The sequence below is a fragment of the Nocardioides terrigena genome (genome assembly GCF_003047265.1).
Lineage (GTDB): Bacteria > Actinomycetota > Actinomycetes > Propionibacteriales > Nocardioidaceae > Nocardioides > Nocardioides terrigena.
In genome coordinates this window covers 415131-438692 of record NZ_PZYY01000001.1, presented here as the reverse complement: position 1 = coordinate 438692, position 23562 = coordinate 415131, and the positions used below count along the sequence as shown (strand labels likewise).

The following is a 23562-nucleotide window of genomic DNA, read 5'->3' as shown; positions in this document are numbered from 1 at the left end:
GGCCTCCCGTGAGGGAGACCGGGGCCCGGTCGTGACTACGTCGAGATTAGTTCTGGTACGAACCGAAGTCGAAGTCGTCCAGCGCGACGGCCTGGCCGCCGTTGCCGAAGTCGTAGTCGTAGCTGTCGTAGCCGGTCACGGAGTACGCCGCGGCGCGGGCCTCCTCGGTCGGCTCGACCCGGATGTTCCGGTACCGCTCCAGGCCGGTGCCGGCCGGGATCAGCTTGCCGATGATCACGTTCTCCTTCAGGCCGCGGAGGCTGTCGGAGCGACCGTTGATCGCGGCGTCCGTGAGCACCCGGGTGGTCTCCTGGAAGGAGGCCGCCGAGAGCCACGACTCGGTCGCGAGCGAGGCCTTGGTGATGCCCATGAGCACGGGACGACCCGAGGCGGGCTTGGTGCCCTCGGAGACCGCGCGGCGGTTCTCCTCCTCGAAGCGCACACGGTCGACCAGGTCGGACGGCAGCAGGTTGGTGTCGCCCGACTCGATGACCGTGATCCGGCGCAGCATCTGCCGCACGATGATCTCGATGTGCTTGTCGTGGATCGACACACCCTGCGAGCGGTACACGTTCTGCACCTCGTCCACCAGGTGCTCCTGCGCCTTGCGGACGCCCAGGATGCGCAGGACGTCCTGCGGGTCCTCGGTGCCGACGGTGAGCTTCTGGCCGACCTCGATGTGGTCGCCGTCGGTCACCAGCAGGCGCGAGCGCTTGCTGACCGGGTACTCCTGGACCTCCGAGCCGTCGTCCGGGGTGACCAGGACCTTGCGGGCCTTGTCGGTCTCCTCGATCTCGACACGACCGGCGGCCTCCGAGATCGGCGAGCGACCCTTGGGCGAGCGGGCCTCGAAGAGCTCGACCACGCGGGGCAGACCCTGCGTGATGTCGTCGGCCGAGGCCACACCACCGGTGTGGAAGGTACGCATCGTCAGCTGCGTGCCGGGCTCACCGATCGACTGGGCCGCGATGATGCCGACGGCCTCGCCGATGTCGACGAGCTTGCCGGTCGCCAGCGATCGGCCGTAGCACTTCGCGCAGGTACCGGTGCGGGCGTCGCAGGTCAGCACGGAGCGGACCTTGACCTCCTCGATACCGGCCGCGATGAGCTCGCCGATCTTGACGTCGCCGAGGTCGTCCCCGGCGCCCGCGAGCACCTCGCCCGAGTCCGGGTGGGTGATCTCGACGGCCGACGAGCGGGCGTACGCCGCGGTCTCGGCGTTCTCGTGCTTGCGCACGATGCCGTCCTCGCCCCGCTCACCGATCCGCTTGGGCAGGCCGCGCTCGGTGCCGCAGTCGTCCTCACGGATGATGACGTCCTGCGAGACGTCCACCAGACGACGGGTCAGGTAACCCGAGTCGGCGGTACGCAGCGCGGTGTCGGCGAGACCCTTGCGGGCACCGTGGGTGGAGATGAAGTACTCCAGGACCGACAGGCCCTCGCGGAAGTTGGCCTTGATGGGCCGCGGGATGATGTCACCCTTCGGGTTGGCCACCAGTCCACGCATGGCCGCGACCTGACGGATCTGCATCATGTTTCCGGAGGCACCGGAGTCGACCATCATGTAGATCGGGTTGGTCCGGTCGAAGTTGGCCTCCATCGCCTTGGCGACGTCGTTGGATGCCTGGGTCCAGATCTCGATGAGCTCCTGGCGACGCTCGTCGTCGGTCACGAGACCGCGCTCGAACTGCTTCTGGACCTTCTCCGCCTGCGCCTCGTAGTCGGCGAGGATCTCGGCCTTGTTGCCCGGCGTCGTCACGTCGTCGATGGAGACGGTCACACCGGAGCGGGTGGCCCAGTGGAAGCCGGCGTCCTTGAGGGCGTCGAGCGAGGCGGCGACCTCGACCTTGGTGTAGCGCTCGGCGAGGTCGTTGACGATCGCGCCGAGGGCCTTCTTGCCCACCTCGTAGTTCACGAAGGGGTAGTCGGCCGGCAGGGTGTCGTTGAAGAGCACCCGGCCCAGCGTGGTCTCGAGCAGGACCGAGCGGCCCTCCTCCCAGTCCGCGCCGGACTCGTCCTCGAGCGGCGGGACGATGTCGTCGAGACGGATCCGCACCTTGCTCTGCAGGGTGATCTCGGCCCGGTCGTAGGCCATGATCGCCTCGGACGGGGTCGAGAAGACCCGGCCGTCGCCGACCTGGTCGTCACGGTCGGTCGTCAGCCAGAACAGGCCGATGATCATGTCCTGCGAGGGCATGGTCACCGGACGGCCGTCCGACGGCTTGAGGATGTTGTTGGTCGACAGCATCAGGATCCGCGCCTCGGCCTGGGCCTCGGCGGACAGCGGCAGGTGCACCGCCATCTGGTCACCGTCGAAGTCGGCGTTGAACGCGCCGCAGACGAGGGGGTGGATCTGGATCGCCTTGCCCTCGATCAGCTGGGGCTCGAAGGCCTGGATGCCGAGTCGGTGCAGCGTGGGCGCACGGTTGAGCAGCACGGGGTGCTCGGTGATGACCTCTTCGAGGACGTCCCACACGACCGGGCGGGCGCGCTCGACCATCCGCTTGGCGGACTTGATGTTCTGCGCGTGCGACAGGTCGACGAGGCGCTTCATCACGAACGGCTTGAAGAGCTCGAGCGCCATCTGCTTCGGCAGGCCGCACTGGTGCAGCTTGAGCTGCGGACCCGACACGATGACCGAGCGGCCCGAGTAGTCCACGCGCTTGCCGAGGAGGTTCTGGCGGAAGCGACCCTGCTTGCCCTTGAGCATGTCGGACAGCGACTTGAGCGGGCGGTTGCCCGGACCGGTCACCGGCCGGCCGCGACGACCGTTGTCGAAGAGGCTGTCGACGGCCTCCTGCAGCATCCGCTTCTCGTTGTTGACGATGATCTCGGGAGCACCGAGGTCGAGCAGGCGCTTGAGGCGATTGTTGCGGTTGATGACGCGGCGGTACAGGTCGTTGAGGTCGGAGGTCGCGAAGCGGCCACCGTCGAGCTGCACCATCGGACGCAGGTCCGGCGGGATGACCGGGACGGCGTCGAGGACCATGCCGATGGGCTGGTTGCCGGTCTTGCGGAAGGCGTCGACGACCTTGAGGCGCTTGAGGGCGCGGACCTTCTTCTGGCCCTTGCCGTTGGCGATGGTGTCGCGCAGCGACTCCACCTCGGCCTCGATGTCGAAGTCCTGGAGGCGCTTCTGGATCGCCGTGGCGCCCATGAAGCCCTCGAAGTACTTGCCGAACCACGTCTTCATCTCGCGGTAGAGGAGCTCGTCGCCGAGCAGGTCCTGCACCTTGAGGGACTTGAACGTGTTCCAGACCTCGTCGAGGCGGTCGATCTCGCGCTGCGCACGGTCACGCAGCTGCTTCATCTCCCGCTCGGCGCCGTCCTTGACCTTGCGGCGCTGGTCGGCCTTGGCACCCTCGGCCTCGAGGGCCGCGAGGTCCTCCTCGAGCTTCTTGGTGCGGTCGTCGATGGAGGTGTCGCGACGCTTCTCGAGGCGCTCGCGCTCCAGGCCGACCTTGCCCTCGAGCGAGGACAGGTCGCGGTGACGCGCGTCCTCGTCGACGGAGGTGATCATGTACGCCGCGAAGTAGATGACCTTCTCGAGGTCCTTCGGGGCGAGGTCGAGCAGGTAGCCGAGGCGCGAGGGGACGCCCTTGAAGTACCAGATGTGGGTCACGGGAGCGGCGAGCTCGATGTGGCCCATGCGCTCGCGACGCACCTTGGAGCGGGTGACCTCGACGCCGCAGCGCTCGCAGATGATGCCCTTGAAGCGCACGCGCTTGTACTTGCCGCAGTAGCACTCCCAGTCCCGGGTGGGACCGAAGATCTTCTCGCAGAAGAGGCCGTCACGCTCGGGCTTGAGCGTGCGGTAGTTGATGGTCTCCGGCTTCTTGACCTCGCCGTGGCTCCACGTGCGGATGTCGTCCGCGGTGGCCAGGCCGATCTGAAGCTGGTCGAAGAAGTTCACGTCGAGCACGATGGCTGCAACCCTTCAGTTGGTACGAAATTCAGTGGGTGAGGGACCGAGGAGGGGCGGTGCGCCGGGGACCGGCGCACCGCCTCGTCACTCAGACTTCTTCGACCGAGCTCGGCTCACGACGCGACAGGTCGATGCCCAGCTCCTCGGCGGCCCGGAAGACGTCTTCCTCGGCGTCCTTGAGCTCGATGGCCGACCCGTCGTGCGACAGCACCTCGACGTTCAGGCACAGCGACTGCATCTCCTTGACGAGCACCTTGAACGACTCGGGGATGCCGGAGTCCGGGATGTTCTCGCCCTTGACGATCGCCTCGTAGACCTTGACGCGACCGGGCACGTCGTCGGACTTGATCGTGAGCAGCTCCTGCAGGGCGTAGGCGGCGCCGTACGCCTCCATCGCCCAGACCTCCATCTCACCGAATCGCTGGCCACCGAACTGGGCCTTACCGCCCAGCGGCTGCTGCGTGATCATCGAGTAGGGGCCGGTGCTGCGCGCGTGGATCTTGTCGTCCACGAGGTGGTGCAGCTTGAGGATGTACATGTAGCCGACCGAGACGGGCGCCGGGAACGGCTCGCCGGAACGGCCGTCGAAGAGCGACGCCTTGCCGGTCTCGTCGATCATCCGGACACCATCGCGCGTCGGGTACGTCGCACCCAGCAGGCCGGTGATCTCGTCCTCGCGCGCACCGTCGAAGACGGGGGTCGCGACCTTCGTGCCGGGCTCGGACTTCTCGGCGTGGATCGACATCAGTCGGTCCTTCCACTCCGCGGAGCCCTTGTCGTCGTGCAGGTCGAGGTCCCAGCCCTGCTTGGCGAGCCAGCCGAGGTGGAGCTCGAGGATCTGGCCGATGTTCATACGACGCGGCACACCCAGGGGGTTGAGCACGACGTCGACCGGGGTGCCGTCCTCCATGAACGGCATGTCCTCGATCGGCAGGATCTTGGCGATGACGCCCTTGTTGCCGTGACGGCCGGCAAGCTTGTCACCCACCGAGATCTTGCGCTTCTGGGCGACGTAGACGCGGACCAGCTGGTTGACGCCCGGGGGCAGCTCGTCGCCGTCCTCGCGGTCGAAGACGCGGACGCCGATGACCGTGCCGGACTCACCGTGGGGCACCTTCATCGAGGTGTCGCGCACCTCGCGCGCCTTCTCACCGAAGATCGCGCGGAGCAGGCGCTCCTCGGGGGTCAGCTCGGTCTCGCCCTTGGGCGTGACCTTGCCGACGAGGATGTCACCGGTGGTGACCTCGGCGCCGATGCGGATGATGCCGCGGTCGTCGAGGTCGGCCAGGCCCTCCTCGGAGACGTTCGGGATGTCCCGGGTGATCTCTTCGGGGCCGAGCTTGGTGTCGCGGGCGTCGACCTCGTGCTCCTCGATGTGGATCGAGGTGAGGACGTCCTCCTGCACCAGGCGCTGGCTGAGGATGATCGCGTCCTCGTAGTTGTGGCCCTGCCACGGCATGAAGGCCACGAGCAGGTTGGTGCCGAGCGCCATCTCCGCCTGGTCGGTGCACGGACCGTCGGCGATCGGCGAGCCGACCTCGAGGCGGTCGCCCTCCACCACCAGCGGGCGCTGGTTGATGCAGGTGCCCTGGTTGGAGCGCTTGAACTTGGCCAGCTTGTAGGTCTGGTAGGAGCCGTCGTCGTTCATCGTCTCGATGGCGTCGGCGGACACCTCCTTGACGACTCCGGCCTTCTCGGCGACGACGACGTCACCGGCGTCGACGGCGGCGCGGTACTCCATGCCGGTGCCGACCAGGGGCGAGTCGCTCGTGATGAGCGGCACGGCCTGGCGCTGCATGTTGGCGCCCATGAGGGCACGGTTGGCGTCGTCGTGCTCGAGGAACGGGATCAGGGCCGTCGCGACCGACACCATCTGGCGCGGCGAGACGTCCATGTAGTCGACCTCCTCGGCCAGGATCGCGTCGACCTCGCCGCGCTGCTGGCGCACGAGCACGCGCTCCTCGACGAACTTGTTGTTCTTGTCGAGGGGGGCGTTGGCCTGCGCGATGACGTAGCGGTCCTCGTCGTCGGCGGTGAGGTAGTCGATCTTGTCGGTGACGACACCCTTCTCGACCCGGCGGTAGGGCGTCTCGACGAAGCCGAACGGGTTGATCCGTCCGTACGACGCGAGCGAGCCGATCAGGCCGATGTTGGGGCCTTCCGGGGTCTCGATCGGGCACATGCGGCCGTAGTGCGACGGGTGGACGTCACGGACCTCCATGCCGGCGCGGTCGCGGGACAGACCACCGGGGCCGAGCGCGGAGAGGCGACGCTTGTGCGTCAGGCCCGCGATCGGGTTGGTCTGGTCCATGAACTGCGAGAGCTGCGAGGTGCCGAAGAACTCCTTCAGCGCCGCGACCACGGGACGGATGTTGATCAGGGACTGCGGCGTGATGGCCTCGACGTCCTGGGTCGTCATCCGCTCGCGGACCACACGCTCCATGCGGGCCAGGCCGGTGCGGAGCTGGTTCTGGATCAGCTCGCCGACCGTGCGCATGCGGCGGTTGCCGAAGTGGTCGATGTCGTCGGCCTGGACCTTGACGGGCTTGTCGTCGGGACCCATCACCACGTTGCCCGCGGCGTCGACGAAATCGGGCGCCTCGACGGGCGCGCCGGCAGCGTGCAGCTCGACGATGTAGCGGATCGCGGCGACGATGTCGTCGACGGTCAGCGTCTGCTGGTCGAAGGCCTCGGTCACGCCGAGCTTCTTGTTGATCTTGTAGCGACCGACCTTGGCCAGGTCGTAGCGCTTGCCGTTGAAGTAGTAGTTGTTCAGCAGCGTCTGCGCAGCCTCGCGCGTGGGCGGCTCGCCCGGGCGCAGCTTGCGGTAGATGTCGAGGAGCGCCTCGTCCTGCGTCTGCGGGGTGTCCTTGTCCAGCGTGAGCATCATCGACTCGTACTGGCCGAACTCCTCGCGGATCTGCTCGGTGGTCCAGCCGAGCGCCTTGAGCAGCACGGTGACGTTCTGCTTGCGCTTGCGGTCGAGACGCACGCCGACGAGGTCGCGCTTGTCGATCTCGAACTCGAGCCAGGCGCCGCGGCTCGGGATGAGCTTGGCGGTGTAGATGTCCTTGTCGGACGTCTTGTCCGCGGCACGCTCGAAGTAGACGCCGGGCGAGCGGACGAGCTGCGACACGACGACGCGCTCGGTGCCGTTGATGATGAAGGTGCCCTTGCGGGTCATCATCGGGAAGTCACCCATGAAGACCGTCTGGCCCTTGATCTCGCCGGTCTCGTGGTTCATGAACTCGGCGGAGACGTAGAGGGGGCGGGAGTAGGTGAAGTCCTTCTCCTTGCACTCCTCCTCGGTGTACTTCGGGTCGACGAACACGGGGTTGTCGAACGAGAGCATCATCGTCTCGGAGAAGTCCTCGATCGGGGAGATCTCCTCGAAGATCTCCTGAAGACCGGACTTCTCCGACACGTCCTCGCCCGCGGCCCGACGGGCCGCGACCATCTCTTCCCACTTGTCTCCGCCGACGAGCCACTCGAAGCTGTCGGTCTGGAGGGAGAGGAGAGCGGGAACCTCGAGAGGTTCGGCGATCTTCGCGAAAGAGGTGCGGTTGGACTTGAGCAGGGAGTTACCAGCGGAGCTGCGCGCGGCCAAGAGGGTGTCCTTCGAAGGATCGTGATCCAAGAGATCGCCAACCGACCACCGCGACACCCGTCCTGACAGGGTGAAGGGCATATGAGGGCAGGCGCAAAGTGACAGGCTACCGCAACACAGGGCTCGCTTCAAAGGCGGGGTCGATGGCTCCGCACTCGTCGTGCTGGCCGTTCGCTCACGCGTTGCCGACGATGATGACCCCCGACCGGGGACAGGTCAAGCACCGACCCGCCTCCGGACCGCACCGCCACCCTCCCGGGTGCCCCGGTCCGGCCCCGTCAGCCCTGCGCCGGCGAGGTGACCAGGTTGTCGACCAGCCACTCGTCGCCGACCTTCTGCATGGTCACGGTGACCTGGTCCTTGTAGGTCTCCGGCTCCGGGGTGATCTTGTTGGTCGTGGGCCGGTCGACGAAGACGAGCACGTCGACGCGGTCCACGCCCGAGCGCACGATCCCCGACGCCACCACCTCGGCGTCGACGGTGGTCTGGGTCTGCGGCGCGTTGTCGGAGATGACCGCGAAGAGCTGGTCGTAGTCCTCGCGGTAGTCGGACGTGAGGTAGCCCTGCGCGCGGGCCTGGTCCTCCTCCAGCGTCTCGAAGCCGTAGGAGAGGACCGGCACGATCGCGCGCTCCGCCGCAGCCTGGGCCGCCCGGGTCGCCTCCTCCTCCGTCTCCCCCGAGGTGGACTGCCACGCCCAGGCGCACCCGGCGACCAGCGCGACGAGCACCAGCCCGGCCACGGCCAGCAGCCAGGTGGGGACGCCGCGGCCTGCGGGGGCCGCAGTCTCAGGAGCGGCACCCCGGGGGCCCTCCTCCACCAGCGGGGGCGCGAGGCGGCCTTCCTCGACCGGCGATGCCGGCGGCTCGGTCTCGTTCGAGGCATCCGTCTCGGGCTCGGCCAGCGTCGCGTCGTACGCCGCTCGCCGCCGCGGATCGAGGAGCACCTCGGCCGCCGCGTTGAGCGAGGCGAAGCGCCGCGAGCCGGACTCGAGGTCGGCGATGCTCGCGCGCCAGGCCGCGCGCACCTCGTCGGCGGAGGCGGCACGGTCGACGTCCAGGACGTCGTACCAGCTGGGGCTCCGGGTCGAGGACTGGGTGTCGGTCATCGCTGCGCCCCCTCGGGCTCGGTCGGGGCGGCCTCGTCGGTCGTCACCGGGTCGAAGTCGTCGACGCGCCACTCGCCGCCGACCTTGACCAGGGTGACCTCGATGCGGAACGGGATCGGCTCCTGCTCGACCGTCTCGCCCTTGACCTCGTAGGAGTCGCTGAAGGTGCCGGCGACGAGAGTGCGGGCCGAGTCCTGGTCGATGCTGGAGACGCCGGTGGCGAAGACGTCGGCGGTCCGGTCGACCCCGGCCTGTGCCACCAGCTGCTCGGCGGTGCCGGCCTCGGAGTCGAAGGACGCAGCGAACTTGTCGGTGATGACGCCCTTGACGCGCTCGCGGTACTCCGGCATGGCGCCCTGCTCGTCGAGCAGGGCGGGTCCGTAGGTGCCCATCCGCAGCATGAACTGCTCGCTCTGTGCCATGACCTCCTCGCGGGAGGACCGGACGTCGTCGCCGTCGCCGCCGCGCGCGAGGAGCACCCACGCGAGGAGGCCGGCTGCCGCCACGGCGAGCGCCACCAGGACGGCGAGCAGCACGGTGCGGAACCGGGCCGGGTGCGTCGGGGTGGTGGTCGGGCTCGTCACTGCTGCGTCATGAGGGGCTGGAGGAACAACCACTTCCACGACTCCTTTCCTAGGGTGGCCGGGGCCGCGCTCGAGCGCGACTCCAGCCTGCGTGCCTCGGCCTCGCCCCAGACCAGCTCACCGGTCCCGGGGTCGAAGGCGGCGACGGGCGGGTCGTACGACGCCGCGGCGCGCGGGGCGTACGACGCGCCGGCGCGCGGGGCGTGCTGGCCGCCGCGGGCGTTGGACTCGGACGCCGGCTCGGTGCAGCGGGCGGCCTCGTTCATGGGTCGGTTCTCCCCGTCCTGCGGGGGCCGCCGGTCGGTGCCCTCGTAGCCGCGGGTGCACACGTGCGGCTCCGTGGTGAGCACCATGCCGAAGTGGGCGTCGTAGTTGCCGGTCGAGGGGGTCCTCGACACGACGGTGAAGCCGCCCTCGACGACGTACGGGTAGATGACCAGGAGCTGCTCGACGCCGGCGATGTTCTCGACGACGACCTCGCCGGTGGTGACCAGGTTGTTGAGGAGCTCGCCGAGCTCGACCTCGTTGTCCTCGATGAAGGTGCGCAGCTGGGTCGCGGTCGCGCTGCCGTTGTCGATGACCGAGCGGAGGTCCTCGTCGGAGCCGGCCAGCGAGGTGGAGAACGTGCTGAGGTCCCGGGCGAACGATCGCAGCGCGCTCTCCGAGGCGATCTGGCCGTTGAGCACGGTGTTGCCGTCCCGGATCAGCTTGGTGGTGATCTCGAAGTTGGCGTCGGCGGCGTTGATGAACGCGCTCCCGGAGTCGATGATCGTCTGGAGGTCCTGACCCGCCCCGCCGAAGGCCGCTCCGAACTCGGTGGTGACGGTCTGGAGGTCCCGCTCGTCCACGCTGCGCACGGTGTCGGACAGGTTGGTCAGCAGCGTGTCGGTCTGGATCGGGGTGCTGGTGCGGTCCGCGTCGATCTGCGAGCGGTCCTCGAGGAACGGTCCGCCGTCGACCTGCGGCTGGAGCTCGACGTACTGCTCCCCCACCGCGGACCGGTTGCCGACCAGCGCGAGGCTGTCGGCGGGGATCCGGTCCTGCTCCTTGTCGATGTCGAGGTGGATGTCCACGCCCTCGTCGGTGAGGACCATCTCCGACACCTCGCCGATCCGGACCCCGCGGTAGGACACCTCGGCCCCGGCGAACGCGCCGCCGGAGTCCCTGAAGTGCGCGACCACCGTGTAGGTGTCGTCGATGAAGACGCGGTCGAGGCGGGCGTAGCGGGCGCCGACGTAGCTGACGCCGACCAGCGTGATGATCGCGAAGACCAGCAGCTGCAGGCGGGTGCGGCGGGTGATCATCGCAGCACCATCCCCGGGACGAGCAGGCTCACGAGGGCCGGGTCGAAGGAGTCCATCAGCTCTCCGTACGTCGGGCCCCGGACGGTCCGCTCCTGGGTGCCGGCCCGGCCGAGGCCCGGCACGGTGGGCAGGCTCGGCAGCGGGACCGGGACGCCCGGGACGGAGGTCGTCTCGGTGGGCAGCGGCAGGTTGGGCAGCTGGTTGATCTCGCGGCACACGTCCTTGTCCTTGTTGCGCTCCTCGCGGCACTCCTGCTGCAGCTTGAGCAGGTCGGTGGGTGTCGCGAGGACCTTCTCGCAGGCGGCGCTGGTGAGGTCACCGCTGGCCAGGCAGTCCAGGACGTTGTTGACGATCACGGTCGGGTCGACCTGCGTGGGCAGGTTGGTGGGCAGCGTGGGGAGCCCGGTCGTGCCCTGCGAGAGGTCGATCTCGAGGGTCACCGACAGGTTGGTGTAGTCGCCCATGTGCAGGTTGCGGGCCACCTGCGGGTCACGGCCGACGACCTCGTCGACGAACGGGTAGGTCAGAAACACGTGGAACGCCTTGGTGAAGTCGTCCCCCGACGCCGCGAGCTGGGTCAGCACCGGGTCGAGCGCCTCGAGCGAGTCGATGGTGGCCTCCTTCGACGCGCGGATCACCCGGACCCCGACCGAGCTGAGGTCCTCGAGCGACTCCAGCATCGCCACGAGGTCCTCGCGCTGGCGGTCGATCGAGTCGAGCGCGCTGGGCAGCTCCTCGAGCGCGGCGTCGATCGTCGGCTGCTCCTCGCGGACGCTGAGGGCCAGCCGGTTGAGCTTCTCGATCGCGTCGACGATGTCGCCCTTGTTGTCGTCGAGCTGCTGCATGAAGTCGCGGACCTGGCGCAGCACCGACCGGGCCGTCCCCTCGCGCCCCTCGAGGGCGAGGTTGAGCTCCTGGGTGATCGTCTTGAGCTGCGCGACGCCACCGCCGTTGAGCAGCAGGCTCAGCGCGCCGAGCACCTCCTCGACCTCCGGGTTGCGGCCGGTGCGCTCCAGCGGGATCTCGTCCCCGCTCTGGAGGCGGTTGTCGCTGGGGGCCTCGGTGGGCGCCGCGAGCGAGACGAACTTCTCGCCGAGCAGGCTGGTCTGGCGGATCTCGGCGACCGCGTTGTCGGGCAGCTCGACGTCGCCGCGCATCTCCAGCTCGACCACGGCGGAGTAGCCGTCGAGGGACACGCCGGTCACCTGCCCGACGGTGACGTCGTTGACCTTGACGGTCGACTTGGGCACCAGGTCGAGCACGTCGACGAAGTGCACCCGCACCGTCATCGGGTCGGAGCCGACGTCCGGGCCACCGGGCAGCGGCAGCTCGTAGACGTCGAAGTCGCACGCCGACAGGGTCAGCGCGGTCAGCAGGAGCAGCACCACGGCCTTGACGCGCTTCATCGCGACACCTCCACGAGACCGCCGAGGGTCGGGTCGAACTGCTGGTCCGGCCGGGCCGGGACGGGCCCCTTCGGGAGCTTGCCCGCGCGCGGGAGCACCTGCTGGATCGTGTCGCACACACCGCCGGCGCCCTTGACCTGGCTGGTGAGCCCGCAGAGGTACGTCGCGGGGTCGGCCTCGATCTGGCCGAGGAGCTCGCCGATGTTGGCTCGGGTGTCGAGGGTGCCGGCCTGCGGGTTGTAGGTCAGGGCGAGGTTGTTGAGCGCGAGCGGCCCGACCTTCAGGATCTCGTCCAGCGCGTCGCGCTGCTTGACCAGCACCTTGGACACCCGGTTGAGCCCCGAGATGTTGCGGCCCAGGACCTCGCGGTTGTCCTTGACGAACGACGACACCTCGGTGAGCGCGACCGACAGGTTGCGCAGGGAGGCCGAGAGCTCCTCCTTCTCGCCCTCGAGCAGGCCGGAGACGTCGGACAGCGACTGGTTGAAGCTGCGGACGGTCTGGTCGTTCTCGGCGAGGGTGCTGATGAACTTGCCGAGCTGCTCGGCGCTGCCGAACAGCTCCTCCTTGTTGTTGTCCAGGGTGGTGGTGAGCCTGGCGAAGTTGCCCAGGGTGGAGCGCAGGTCGGCGCCCTGGCCGTCGAAGTTGTCGGCCGTGACCGCGAGCAGGTCGGAGAGCGCTCCGTTGCGGTTGGCACCGTTGGGGCCGAGCGCGACGTTGAGGGTGTCGAGGCTCTCGTAGATCTGGTCGAGCTCGAGGGGCACCGCAGTCTGCTCGACCGGGAGCGCGACGCCGTCGGCCAGCACCTCGCCGCCGGTGTAGACGGGGGTGACCTGCACGTAGCGGTCGCCGACGATCGACGGCGCCACGATCGCGGCCTTGGCGTCGGCGGGCAGCTGGACCTCGCTGTCGTAGGTCATGGTCACCACGACGTCGGTCCCCGAGGGCTCGACCGACTCGACGGCGCCGATCGGCACGCCGAGGACGCGCACCTCGCTGCCCTCGTAGACCGAGATCGTCCGGGGGAAGTGGGCGACCAGCCGCTTGGAGTCGGAGCCGGTGAACATCGTGATGGCCGCCGCGGTCACCAGGGCGATGACGACGAGCGGGACGGCGAGCTTCCTCAGGGTCTCCATGTCAGCCCACCTGCGGTGCCGGAGGCAGGTTCTGGATGTAGGTGTCGAACCACGGGCCGGTGCCGAGCGTGCTGGCGAAGACCCGGTAGAACGGCGCCATCAGCCGCAGGCTGTTGTCGAGGTTGTCCTCGTTCTTGTTGAGCACGGCGACGACGTTCTCCAGGTTCGTCAGGGCGGGCTTGAGGTCGTCGCGGCTCTGGCGGACCAGCAGCGTGAGCTCGCGCGACAGGGTCGAGGTCGACTCGAGGAGGTTGTGGATCGCCTCGCGCCGGCCCACCAGCGCGCGGAAGAGCACGTCGGCGTCGCGCATCAGGGCGATGATGTCCTCGTCGCGCTCGTCGAGCACACCGGCCACCTTGTCGAGGTTGACCAGCAGCTCGTTGATCTGCTGGTCCTTGGCGGCGACGTTGGCCGAGAGCCGGGTGACCCCGTCGAGCGCCGAGCGGAACTCCTCGGGGGTGTTGCGGGTCAGGTCGGCGAGCGTGGTCAGGGCGCCGGCGAGCTGGTCGGTGTCGATCCTGTCGGTGGTGTCGGCCAGGCCCTCGAAGGCGTCCACGACGTCGTACGGCGAGGACGTGCGCTCGACCGGGATGGTCGAGCCCTCCTCGAGCCTGCCGCCGCCGGCGGGCTCGAGGGCGAGGTACATCGCCCCGAGCAAGGTCTTGACCTTGATCGCGGCCCGGGTCTCCGGACCGAACGCCTCGTCCGAGTCGACCTTGAAGGTGGCGACGACCAGGCCGTCGTCGAGGGCGACCTCGTCGACCTTGCCGACCCGGACGCCGGCGATCCGCACCTCGTCGCCCTTCTTGAGCCCGCCGGACTCGGTGAAGGCGGCGCGATAGGTGTCGCCGCCGCCGATGAGCGGCAGGTCGTCGGCGCGCAGGGCTGCGGTGAGCACCAGCCCCAGCGCGAGGAGGCTGACGAACCCGATGACCACGGGGTTGCGCTCGCGGAAGGGTTTCATCCGAGATCACACCTGTCGGAGCCCGGCTGGTAGGAGACCGGGACGTTGAGGTTGCCGGGCAGCTTGACGCGGCCCTGGAACTCGCAGAGGTAGAAGTTGAACCACGAGCCGTAGATCGCGGTGCGGCCGACCTTCTCCAGCTTGATGGGCAGCACCTGGAGCGCCCGGTCGAGCTCGGCCTTGTTCTTGTCGATGTTGCCGGCGACGGTCCGCAGCTCCTTGATGTCCTTGACGAAGGGCTTGCGGATGCCGGAGAGCAGGCTGGAGGTCTCGACCGACAGGTCGGAGATCTCCTGCAGGGAGCCGAGGATGGCCTGCCGGTCGTCCTTGAGCCCCCCGATGAGGGTGCGGAACGAGCCGATCAGCCGGGACAGCTGCTCGTCGCGGTCGCCGATGTGGACCAGCACCTGGTTGAGGTTCTCGATGAGGTCGCTGATCACCTCGTCGCGGTCGGCGAGGGTCGACGTCACCGACGCCGTGTGCTGGAGGAGCCCCTCGAGGGTGCCGCTCTCGCCCTGGAAGACCTGCACGATCTCGTAGGACAGCTGGTTGATGTCGGTCGGCGAGAGCGCCTGGAACAGCGGCTTGAAGCCGTTGAAGAGGACGGTGAGGTCCAGCGCCGGCTTGGTGCGGTCGACCGGGATCGTCGCGTTGTCGGGCAGCCGGGCGGTGTCGCCGATCTCCTGGGTGAGGGCGATGTAGCGCTGGCCGACGAGGTTGCGGTAGCGGATGGTCGCGAAGGTGCCGCCCGTGACGGCGGTGTCCTCGTCGACGGTGAAGCTCACCATCGCCCGGGTGCGGTCCACGATCTCGATGTCCTTGACCACGCCGACCTTGACCCCGGCGACCCGGATGTCGTCGCCCTTGACCACGCCGGTGGCGTTGACGAACTCGGCCCTGTAGGCGCGGGTCGCACCGAAGGTGAGGTTGCCGATGGTGACCACGAGCACGGCGGTGGCCAGCGTCGTCACCAGGATGAAGATCATCAGCTTGGTGAGGTCGATCGAGGTCTTCACGTCGAGCAGCGGCATCAGCGGGCCTCCCCCAGCGTGACGGTGGCGCCGCGCGCCATGGGTCCGACGAGCAGCACCCCCAGGTCGGGGACGTCCTCGGCGGACGAGCCGATGGACGTGCCGAGCAGCCCCTTGAGCAGAGCCGCCTCGTCGCGGCCGCCGGTGTAGCCGTCGCCGCCGGACCAGCCGGACGCCCGGTCGGTGGCCCGGTCGGTGGCCCAGTCGGTCGCACTGCGCGAGGTGCCCTTGCCGGTCGGCTCGTCGATGCCGTCGACGAAGTCGGGCTGCGTGTTCAGCGGGTTCTCCTGGCTCCATGGCGGGGCGGGCAGGGAGCCGCAGTGGGGACCGCGGGTGTCGCCGTACACGGGGGCGTCCTGAGGCCCGTAGCCGCGCGGCTGGTTGGGCAGGGTCTCGAGCACGATGTGCAGGGTGAAGCCGCGGAACGCCTCGGCCTGCAGGTCACCGGCCTTGACGATGCCCTCGAGCAGGCAGGGGTACTGCGGGGCGTACTTGGCGAGGAGGCGCAGCTGGGTGCGGCCGAGGTCGCCGAGGCGGATCAGGTTGTCGCCGTTGGCGTCGAGGAAGCGCTCGGTGGTCGCGGAGAAGCGACCGATGTCCTTGAAGAGCGCGTTGAGCTTGTCCTCGCGACCCTCGAGGGTCTGGGTCGTGGTGATGGTGTTGCGCAGGATGGTGGCGACCTCGGGCAGCACGTCGGCGTAGATGTCGGACACCTGCGCGGTCAGCCGCAGGTCCTCGACGAGCGCCGGGATCTCGGGGTTGAAGCGCCTGAGGTAGCCGTCGACGACCTCGAGGTTCTCGCCGATCTGTTCGCCGCGTCCCTCGAGGGCGGTGGCGATGGCGTTGAGCGTCATGTTGATCTCGGCCGGCTGCACGGCACGCAGCAACGGGTAGAGGTCCGACAGCACCTGCTCGACCTCGGTGGAGACCTCGGTGCGCTCGATGGTCGCGTCCACCGCGATGCTCTCGCCGGAGGCCTGCTCGGGGACGACCAGGGAGACGTACTTCTCGCCGAAGAGCGTCTTGGGGACGATCGAGCCGGTGACGTTGGCGGGGATCTGGCCACGCTCGTCGGGGTAGAGGCCCAGCGTGAGGCTCGCCCCGTCGGTGTCGGCGTCGATGGCGATGACCTCGCCGACCTGCACGCCGCGGATCTTGACGTCGGCGCGCATCGGCAGCTGGAGGCCGATCTTGGAGGTCCGCAGGGTGACCTCGTCGTAGTCGGTGAACTTCTTGGTGAAGACGCCGTACGCCGCCCAGACCCCGGTGAGGATCAGGCAGAGGAAGACGACGCCGAGCACCTTGTGGTGGCCCGCGATCGAGCGCAGTGGACTCACGGCCGCCTCACCCCGCCAGTCTCACGGTCGTGGTGGTGCCCCAGATGGCCATCGACAGGAACAGGTCGATCACGTTGACGGCCACGATGCTGGTGCGCACCGCTCGACCCACGGCCACGCCCACCCCGGCCGGACCGCCGGAGGCGTTGTAGCCGTGGTAGCAGTGGATGAGGATGACCGTCACAGCGAAGACGAGCACCTTGCCGAAGGACCAGAGCACGTCGCCCGGGGGCAGGAACGCGTTGAAGTAGTGGTCGTAGGTGCCGGTCGACTGGCCGTAGAAGGTGGTGACCACGAGCCGGCTGGCGAAGTAGGACGACAGCAGCCCCACGACGTACAGCGGGATGATCGCGATCAGCCCGCCGACGACGCGGGTGGCGACGAGGAACGGCATGGACGGGATCGCCATCACCTCGAGGGCGTCGATCTCCTCCGAGATCCGCATGGCGCCGAGCTGGGCGGTGAAGCCGCAGCCGACGGTGGCCGCGAGGGCGATGCCGGCCACGAGCGGCGCGATCTCGCGGGTGTTGAAGTAGGCGGAGACGAAGCCGGAGAACGCCGCGGTCCCGAGCTGGTTGAGCGCGGCGTAGCCCGACAGCCCCACCTGCGCCCCGGTGAAGAAGGTCATGCCGAGGATGACGCCGACGGTGCCGCCGATGACGGCCAGGGCCCCCGAGCCGAGGGTGACCTCGGCCAGGATCCGCAGGATCTCCTTGGGGTAGCGGGTGATCGAGCGCGGGATGGCCCGGAGCACGCCGATGTGGAAGGCGAGCTGCCCGCCGAGGTCGTCGAGCGACCCGAAGGGCTTGCGGTAGATGTCTCTCAGATCGGCCATCACGTCATCCCGTCTTCGGGGGCACGATCTGGAGGTAGATCATGCTGAGGACGAAGTTGGCCACGAAGAGCAGCAGGAACGTGATGACGACGGACTCGTTGACCGCGTCGCCGACGCCCTTGGGACCGCCGCCGGCGTTCATGCCCTTGTAGGACGCCACGATGGCGGCGATGAGGCCGAACACGATGGCCTTGAAGAGGCCGATCCACAGGTCCGGCAGCTGGGCGAGCGCGGTGAAGCTGGCGACGTACGCCCCGGGGGTGCCGTCCTGGAGGACCACGTTGAAGACGTAGCCGCCGGCGACGCCCACGACGCTCACCATGCCGTTGAGGAAGAACGCGACGAGCATGCAGGCGAGGACGCGGGGCACCACGAGCCGGTGGATGGGGTCGATGCCCAGCACCATCATCGCGTCGAGCTCCTCGCGGATCTTGCGGGCGCCGAGGTCGGCGGCGATCGCGGAGCCGCCGGCGCCGGCGATCAGCAGGGCGGTGCCGATCGGTGCCGCCTGCTGGATGACCGCCAGCACCGACGCGGAGCCGGTGAAGGACTGGGCGCCGAACTGCTTGATGAGGCCGCCGACCTGGAGCGCGATCACCGCGCCGAAGGGGATGGCGACCAGGGCGGTCGGGACGATGGTGACCGAGGCGATGAACCAGGCCTGCTGGAGGAACTCGCGCAGCTGGAAGGGGCGCCGGAAGAGCGCTCTGCCGACGTCGAGGGCGAAGGCGAAGAGCTTGCCTGCGGCTCCGACCGGGGCGAGGGCCCGGGATGCGGTGAGGGACGACACGATGCGATCAGGCCCCCGGAGCCAGGCCGGCGTTGGAGCTCTCGAAGGACCCGGGAGGCGGGGTGACGCCGTTGTCGCGGCACCACTCCCCCGGCGCGCGCTGGGTGCGCCGCGGGATGCCGTTGGACGGGTCGAGCTGCATCGGGATGGGGGGCAGCGGCGGCAGCTCCTGGCCCTGCTCGGCGGCGAGCTCGTCGGCGTCCTTCTCCTCGGACATGCCGATCGGGCCGACCTTCTGGGCGTTGAGGAACTGGCGGACCACCGGCTCCTCGGAGCTGAGGAGCATCTCGCGCGGTCCGAACATCGCGAGGTGCCGGTGGTAGAGCAGGCCGATGTTGTCGGGGACCGTGCGGGCGGTGTTGATGTCGTGGGTGACGATGAGGAACGTCGCGTCGATCTGCGCGTTGAGGTCGACGATCAGCTGGTTGAGGAACGCGGTGCGCACGGGGTCGAGGCCCGAGTCGGGCTCGTCGAAGAGCACGATCTCCGGGTCGAGCACCAGGGCCCGGGCCAGCCCGGCGCGCTTGCGCATGCCACCGGAGATCTCGCCGGGGAGCTTGTCCTCGGCGCCGACGAGGCCGACGAGGTCCATCTTCTCCATGACGACGTCGCGGACCTCGGACTCGGACTTCTTCGTGTGCTCGCGCAGCGGGAAGGCGACGTTGTCGTAGAGGTTCATCGAGCCGAACATGGCGCCGTCCTGGAAGAGGACGCCGAAGAGCTTGCGGATCTCGTAGAGGTCCTTCTCCGAACAGCTCGCGATGTCCGTGCCCTCGATGAGGATCGAGCCCTTGTCGGGCTTGATGAGCCCGATCAGGGTCTTGAGGAAGACCGACTTGCCGGTGCCGGAGGGGCCCAGCATCACGCAGATCTCGCCTGCCGGGATGGTCAGGCTCACGTCACCCCAGATCAGCTGCTTGCCGAACGACTTGGTGAGGTCGTCGACCTTGATCTCCACGCCCATGGCGCAGCCCTCCCTCCGAGACGACGTCGTCGTACGACGCGTGACACAGCGATCCGCGTCGCTCCCTACGGGGGGACCAACGCGGACGTGGCGGCGAGGTTACGGGGAAATTGCCGCGGCGTCACCAGATGTACGCAGCGTGTCACTCCGAGTGACGATTTCTCGCCCGGTCGGGGGGTGGAGGACGGGACGTCAGCCCGCGCGGCGACGCCGGATCTCGGCGTTGATGGCCGGGACGACCTCGTGGAGGTCACCGATGACGGCATGGGTCGCCTTGGTGACCATCGGCGCGTCGGGGTCGGTGTTGATGGCCAGGATCGCCTTGGCGCTGCTGCACCCGGCCCAGTGCTGGATGGCCCCGCTGATGCCGCAGGGGATGTAGAGGTCGGGCGAGATCCGGCTCCCGGTCTGTCCCACCTGCTCGTGGTGGGGACGCCATCCCAGCGAGGTGACGACGCGCGAGACGCCGAGGGGCGCCCCGAGCAGGTCGGCGAGCTCGAGCAGGTCGTCGAAGCCGCCCTCGCTGCCGGCGCCGCGACCGGCGCCGACGACGACCCGCGCCGACTTGAGGCTGCCGGACAGGTCGGGGGCCGGCTCCTCGGTGGACACGACCCGGGCGACGAGGTCGGACTCCGCGACCTCGGGCGCGTGCTCGACGAGCGTCGCCGGGCCGGGCGTCGCCGCCGGCGCCGCCTCGACCGCATGGCCCGCGACGGTGAAGACCGTGGGCCTGGTGGACAGCTGCATCTCCTCGACCGCCTGCCCGCCGACGACCTGGCGTCGTACGACGAACGGGGCGAGGCCGTCGAAGGCGACCACGTTGGCGGCCATCGCGACCCCGGAGCGGGCCGCGAGGTGGGCGAGCACCTCCCCACCGCGGGGCGTCCCCGCGGCCATCACGACGACCGAGCGGGACGCGGCGAGCACGGTCTCCAGCCCCGAGGCCCACGCGGCACCCGCGAACGCCGCGAAGCCCGGGCCGCCGAGGGCGTGCACGTCGCGCACGCCGTACGCCGCCAGCTGCGACTGCAGCGCGGGCGACACGTCGCCGACGACCACCGCGTCGACCGGGACACCGCCACCGGCGTCGGAGAGCGACCGGGCGAAGGTGAGGGTCTCCAGCGAGACCTCGACGGCGGCGCCGGCGAGGTCCTTCTCCACGAGGACGAGGATCATCGGGCCAGCACCCCCAGCTGCTCGAGCAGGTCGACCACGGCAGGGGCGGCCTCGGGCCCCTTGCCGAGCACGTGCACGTCGCTGGGCGCCGCCGGGGGCAACGACCAGCGCACCCGGGCCGGACCGGCGGGTGCCGCGGCGAGCTCCCGCTCCTCGACGGGGATCTTCTTGGCCTTCATCCGTCCGGGGACGGTCGGGTAGCGCGGCTCCACGCCACCCTCGAGCACCGTGACGACCGCGGGCAGCGGGACGCGGTAGGTCTCGTGCCCGTCCGGGCCGTCGCCGCTCGCGGTCACGACGGGCCGTCCGTCGACCTCCTCGACGGTCACCCGGGTGACGCCGTTGACGACGGGGCGACCGAGCTCGTAGGCCAGCCGGATGCCGACCTGGAAGTCGCCCGTGTCGGCGGCGTCGTGCCCAAGCAGGACCAGGTCGTGGGGGCGCCCCGCGGCCTCGTGGTCCCGGACGACCGCGGCGATCTCGCGGGCGACGTCGGCGGGGCCGAGCTGCTGGCTGTCGGCCACCACGTGGGTGGCCGCGGTGCAGCCGACCGCGAGCGCCGCCCGTACCTGCTCGAGGGCGTCGGCGTCACCGAGGGTGAGCACGGTGGCCTCGCCCCCAGTCGCCGAGGCCGTCTGGACGGCGAGCTCGACGGCGCACTGCTCGTGCTGGCTCATGGTGAAGCCGGCGAAGCGGCCGTCGACCGCCTGTCCGTCGTCGGTCAGCACGATCTCGCTGCTCGAGTCGGGGACCCGCTTGACGCAGACCAGCACGCTCGCCATCTACCTGATCCGCTCGTTGGTCGGGTCGAGGAGCGGGGTCGCGTCGACCGAGCCGACGGTGACCGGGTAGAGCTCCTCCATGTAGGAGACCGCCAGCCGGGTGCCGAGGACCGCCTGCTCGGGCGGGAGGTAGGCGAGCAGCACGTGCTTGCCCAGCGACGGCGCCGATCCGGCCGAGGTGACGTAGGGGTGGTGACCGTGCCCGTCGGTGAGCAGCGCGCCCTCGGGGGTGAGGATCGGCTCACCGCCGAGCATGTACCGCTTCATGCCGCTGGCCGAGGTGTGGTCGTCGACCGTCAGCGTGCACAGGACGGCGGCCGGGTCGGCCTCCCGCTGCGCGAGGTAGGCCTCCTTGCCGACGAAGTCGGCCTGCTTGACCTTGGGTCGCTGCATGCCCGCCTCCACGATCGAGCGCTCGCTGTCGAGCTCGGCGCCGTAGGCGCGGTAGCCCTTCTCGATGCGGCCGGTGGTGCCGTAGACGCCGATGCCCGCCGGCACGGCGCCGTGCGGCGCCCCGGCCTCGAGCAGCGCCTCCCACTGGTCGGCGGCCGACTCCATGGGGACGTAGAGCTCCCAGCCGAGCTCACCGACGTAGGAGATGCGCGAGGCGAGGACGGTCGTGCCGCGGACGTCGATCTCGCGGCAGGACAGGAAGCCGAAGCCGCTGTCCGAGACGTCGTCCTCGGTGAGGGACGCCAGGATGTCGCGCGCCCGGGGACCCCAGATGCCGATGGTGGAGACGTCGTCGGTGAGGTCGGTGAGGGTGGTGGCGCCGTCGTCCTCGGGCAGGTGGCCGGCGAACCACGCCCGGTCGGCCATCCCGTGGGCGCCTCCGGTGACGACCCGGAAGTGGTCCTCCCCCAGCCGCATCACCGTCAGGTCGGAGCGGAAGCCGCCCTTGGCGTCCAGCACCGGGGTGTAGACGACCTTGCCCACCGCCACGTCGCACTGCGCGACGCAGGTGCCCTGGACGGTGGCCAGGGCGCCCGGCCCGGTGATGTCGAAGATGCAGAACGCCGACAGGTCGATCACCGCCGCCGCCTCGCGCATCCGCAGGTGCTCGGCGTTGATGATCGGGCTCCACCAGCGGGAGTCCCACTCGTGCTCGCGCGGCATCACCGCGTCGCCGTACTCCTCGAGCAGGCCGGCGTTGGACTCGTACCAGAACGGCCGCTCCCAGCCGGCCGTCTCGAAGAAGACCGCCCCGAGCTTCTGCTGCGACGCGTGCATGGGCGAGAGCCGCTGGTCGCGGTCGGAGGCGTACTGCTCGGCCGGGTGGATGATGCCGTAGGTCTTGATGAAGGACTCGGTGGTGCGTAGCCGGGTGTGCTCGCGACGCTTCTGGTGGTCGTGGAAGCGGGCGATGTCGCTGTGGTGGACGTCGATCTCGGAGTGGCCGTGCGTCATCCACTCGGCCATCGCCCGGCCGACCCCCGGGCCCTCCTTGATCCACACGGCCGCGGCGGTCCAGAGGCCGGCGACCTCGCTCTCGCCGAGGATCGGGTTGCCGTCGCAGGTCAGCGAGAGCAGGCCGTTGATGGCGTAGCGCATCTCGGCCCCCTCGGCGCCGAGCAGCTCGGGCATCAGCTCGTAGGCCTGCTCGAGCTGGGGGTCGAAGTCGTCGGAGGTGAAGGGCATCTCGGTGGGCGACAGCTTCGCCTGCTCGATCGAGGGGATGTCCTCGGGCTCGTGCAGGATCGCGCGGTGCGCGTAGGAGCCGACCTCCATGTCGGCGCCGTGCTGGCGCTCGTAGCAGAAGGTGTCCATGTCGCGGACGATCGGGAAGGAGATCTCCCCCTCCCGCTCCGCCAGCTGCGGGCAGGGGCCCACGCTGATCATCTGGTGCACGGCCGGGGTGAGGGGGATGCTGATCCCGGCCATGTCGCCGAGCTTGGGGCTCCAGACGCCGGCGGCGATGACGACCGTGCCGGCCTCGATGTCGCCGCCCGTCGTCCGCACCCGGGTGATCCGCCGACGCCCGTGGGACGCCTCCTCGGTGTCGAGGCCGACGACCTCGACGGTCGGCACGACGGTCAGCTCACCGGTGGCCAGGGCCTGCTCGCGCATGATCGTGCCGGCCCGCAGCGAGTCCACCACGCCGACGCCGGGGGTCCAGAACGCGCCGATGAACTGGTCCTCCTCGATGAAGGGGACCTTCTCCTTGACGAACGCGGGCGAGACCAGCTCGGCCTCGATGCCCCACGCCTTGGCGCTGGACATCCGGCGGCGCAGCTCCTCCATGCGCTCCTCGGTCCGGGCGATCTCGAAGCCGCCGGACTGCGTGAAGACGCCCATCTCTTGGTACTGCCGCACGGAGTCCAGGGTGAGGTCGGTGATCTCGCGCGAGTGGTCCACGGTGAAGATGAAGTTGGACGCGTGACCCGTCGAGCCGCCCGGGTTGGGCAGGGCGCCCTTGTCGATCTGCACGACGTTGCGCCACCCGAGGCGCGTCAGGTGGTGGACCAGGCTGTTGCCCACGATCCCCGCGCCGATGACGACCACGTCGGCGGTTGCCGGAACCTCTGCCATGCCGGACTCCTGTTGCGTAATGCGCAACGTGTTGCGCTATGTGCGTCTCGACGAAATGTACGCCGCCGTCCCCCGGCGGTGTCAAG

16 protein-coding genes are annotated in these 23562 nt (G+C 69.4%); all 16 read right to left on the bottom strand.

Annotation, left to right across the window (positions count from 1 at the left end; genetic code table 11):
- Window positions 1–46 precede the first annotated feature (46 nt).
- Window positions 47–3922: a DNA-directed RNA polymerase subunit beta' gene (locus tag DAE25_RS02045; RefSeq protein WP_107764557.1), complete on the bottom strand. Its 3876-nt coding sequence runs from the start codon at window positions 3920–3922 to the stop codon at window positions 47–49.
- A gap of 91 nt (window positions 3923–4013) precedes the next feature.
- Complete coding sequence (rpoB, locus tag DAE25_RS02040) at window positions 4014–7532, bottom strand: DNA-directed RNA polymerase subunit beta (protein ID WP_056887650.1); 3519 nt, start codon at window positions 7530–7532, stop codon at window positions 4014–4016.
- Between the two features lie 278 nt (window positions 7533–7810).
- Entirely contained in the window at window positions 7811–8638 is an 828-nt protein-coding gene (locus tag DAE25_RS02035; protein ID WP_107764556.1) for a J domain-containing protein, read from the bottom strand.
- Window positions 8635–9222, bottom strand: a complete 588-nt coding sequence (locus DAE25_RS02030) for a hypothetical protein (RefSeq protein WP_107764555.1) — start codon at window positions 9220–9222, stop codon at window positions 8635–8637. The genes DAE25_RS02035 and DAE25_RS02030 overlap by 4 nt, the downstream gene beginning before the upstream one ends.
- Window positions 9219–10526 carry an MCE family protein gene (locus DAE25_RS02025; protein WP_107764554.1) on the bottom strand — a complete coding sequence of 436 codons (1308 nt, stop codon included), beginning with the start codon at window positions 10524–10526 and terminating at the stop codon, window positions 9219–9221. The genes DAE25_RS02030 and DAE25_RS02025 overlap by 4 nt, the downstream gene beginning before the upstream one ends.
- Window positions 10523–11932: an MCE family protein gene (locus DAE25_RS02020; RefSeq protein WP_107764553.1), complete on the bottom strand. Its 1410-nt coding sequence runs from the start codon at window positions 11930–11932 to the stop codon at window positions 10523–10525. Before DAE25_RS02020 ends, DAE25_RS02025 begins: the two co-directional genes overlap by 4 nt.
- The gene (locus tag DAE25_RS02015; RefSeq protein ID WP_107764552.1) at window positions 11929–13068 is read right to left on the bottom strand and encodes an MCE family protein; all 1140 of its coding nucleotides are present in this window, start codon (window positions 13066–13068) and stop codon (window positions 11929–11931) included. The genes DAE25_RS02020 and DAE25_RS02015 overlap by 4 nt, the downstream gene beginning before the upstream one ends.
- Before the next feature lies 1 nt (window position 13069).
- Window positions 13070–14032: an MCE family protein gene (locus DAE25_RS02010; RefSeq protein ID WP_107764551.1), complete on the bottom strand. Its 963-nt coding sequence runs from the start codon at window positions 14030–14032 to the stop codon at window positions 13070–13072.
- On the bottom strand, window positions 14029–15063 hold the full coding sequence (locus DAE25_RS02005; protein ID WP_107764550.1) for an MCE family protein: 1035 nt from the start codon (window positions 15061–15063) through the stop codon (window positions 14029–14031). The genes DAE25_RS02010 and DAE25_RS02005 overlap by 4 nt, the downstream gene beginning before the upstream one ends.
- Window positions 15063–16400 carry an MCE family protein gene (locus tag DAE25_RS02000; protein ID WP_234410792.1) on the bottom strand — a complete coding sequence of 446 codons (1338 nt, stop codon included), beginning with the start codon at window positions 16398–16400 and terminating at the stop codon, window positions 15063–15065. Before DAE25_RS02000 ends, DAE25_RS02005 begins: the two co-directional genes overlap by 1 nt.
- A 7-nt stretch (window positions 16401–16407) precedes the next feature.
- Complete coding sequence (locus tag DAE25_RS01995) at window positions 16408–17235, bottom strand: MlaE family ABC transporter permease (RefSeq protein WP_107764549.1); 828 nt, start codon at window positions 17233–17235, stop codon at window positions 16408–16410.
- A 4-nt stretch (window positions 17236–17239) separates the two neighbouring features.
- On the bottom strand, window positions 17240–18025 hold the full coding sequence (locus DAE25_RS01990; protein ID WP_107764548.1) for an MlaE family ABC transporter permease: 786 nt from the start codon (window positions 18023–18025) through the stop codon (window positions 17240–17242).
- Window positions 18026–18032: 7 nt separating this feature from the next.
- Window positions 18033–18989, bottom strand: coding sequence for an ABC transporter ATP-binding protein (locus tag DAE25_RS01985; RefSeq protein ID WP_107764547.1), 957 nt, complete (start codon window positions 18987–18989; stop codon window positions 18033–18035).
- A gap of 192 nt (window positions 18990–19181) precedes the next feature.
- Window positions 19182–20165, bottom strand: a complete 984-nt coding sequence (locus DAE25_RS01980; protein ID WP_107764546.1) for an electron transfer flavoprotein subunit alpha/FixB family protein — start codon at window positions 20163–20165, stop codon at window positions 19182–19184.
- Entirely contained in the window at window positions 20162–20947 is a 786-nt protein-coding gene (locus tag DAE25_RS01975) for an electron transfer flavoprotein subunit beta/FixA family protein (RefSeq protein ID WP_107764545.1), read from the bottom strand. The genes DAE25_RS01980 and DAE25_RS01975 overlap by 4 nt, the downstream gene beginning before the upstream one ends.
- The gene (locus DAE25_RS01970) at window positions 20948–23476 is read right to left on the bottom strand and encodes a GcvT family protein (RefSeq protein ID WP_107764544.1); all 2529 of its coding nucleotides are present in this window, start codon (window positions 23474–23476) and stop codon (window positions 20948–20950) included.
- Window positions 23477–23562 lie beyond the last annotated feature (86 nt).

Coding starts and splice junctions, on each gene's coding strand:
- DAE25_RS02035 (WP_107764556.1), bottom strand. CDS start 8,638: ATGACCGACACCCAGTCCTCGACCCGGAGCCCCAGCTGGTACGACGTC.
- DAE25_RS02025 (WP_107764554.1), bottom strand. CDS start 10,526: ATGATCACCCGCCGCACCCGCCTGCAGCTGCTGGTCTTCGCGATCATC.
- DAE25_RS02020 (WP_107764553.1), bottom strand. CDS start 11,932: ATGAAGCGCGTCAAGGCCGTGGTGCTGCTCCTGCTGACCGCGCTGACC.
- DAE25_RS02015 (WP_107764552.1), bottom strand. CDS start 13,068: ATGGAGACCCTGAGGAAGCTCGCCGTCCCGCTCGTCGTCATCGCCCTG.
- DAE25_RS02010 (WP_107764551.1), bottom strand. CDS start 14,032: ATGAAACCCTTCCGCGAGCGCAACCCCGTGGTCATCGGGTTCGTCAGC.
- DAE25_RS02005 (WP_107764550.1), bottom strand. CDS start 15,063: ATGCCGCTGCTCGACGTGAAGACCTCGATCGACCTCACCAAGCTGATG.
- DAE25_RS01995 (WP_107764549.1), bottom strand. CDS start 17,235: ATGGCCGATCTGAGAGACATCTACCGCAAGCCCTTCGGGTCGCTCGAC.
- DAE25_RS01985 (WP_107764547.1), bottom strand. CDS start 18,989: ATGGGCGTGGAGATCAAGGTCGACGACCTCACCAAGTCGTTCGGCAAG.
- DAE25_RS01980 (WP_107764546.1), bottom strand. CDS start 20,165: ATGATCCTCGTCCTCGTGGAGAAGGACCTCGCCGGCGCCGCCGTCGAG.
- DAE25_RS01975 (WP_107764545.1), bottom strand. CDS start 20,947: ATGGCGAGCGTGCTGGTCTGCGTCAAGCGGGTCCCCGACTCGAGCAGC.
- DAE25_RS01970 (WP_107764544.1), bottom strand. CDS start 23,476: ATGGCAGAGGTTCCGGCAACCGCCGACGTGGTCGTCATCGGCGCGGGG.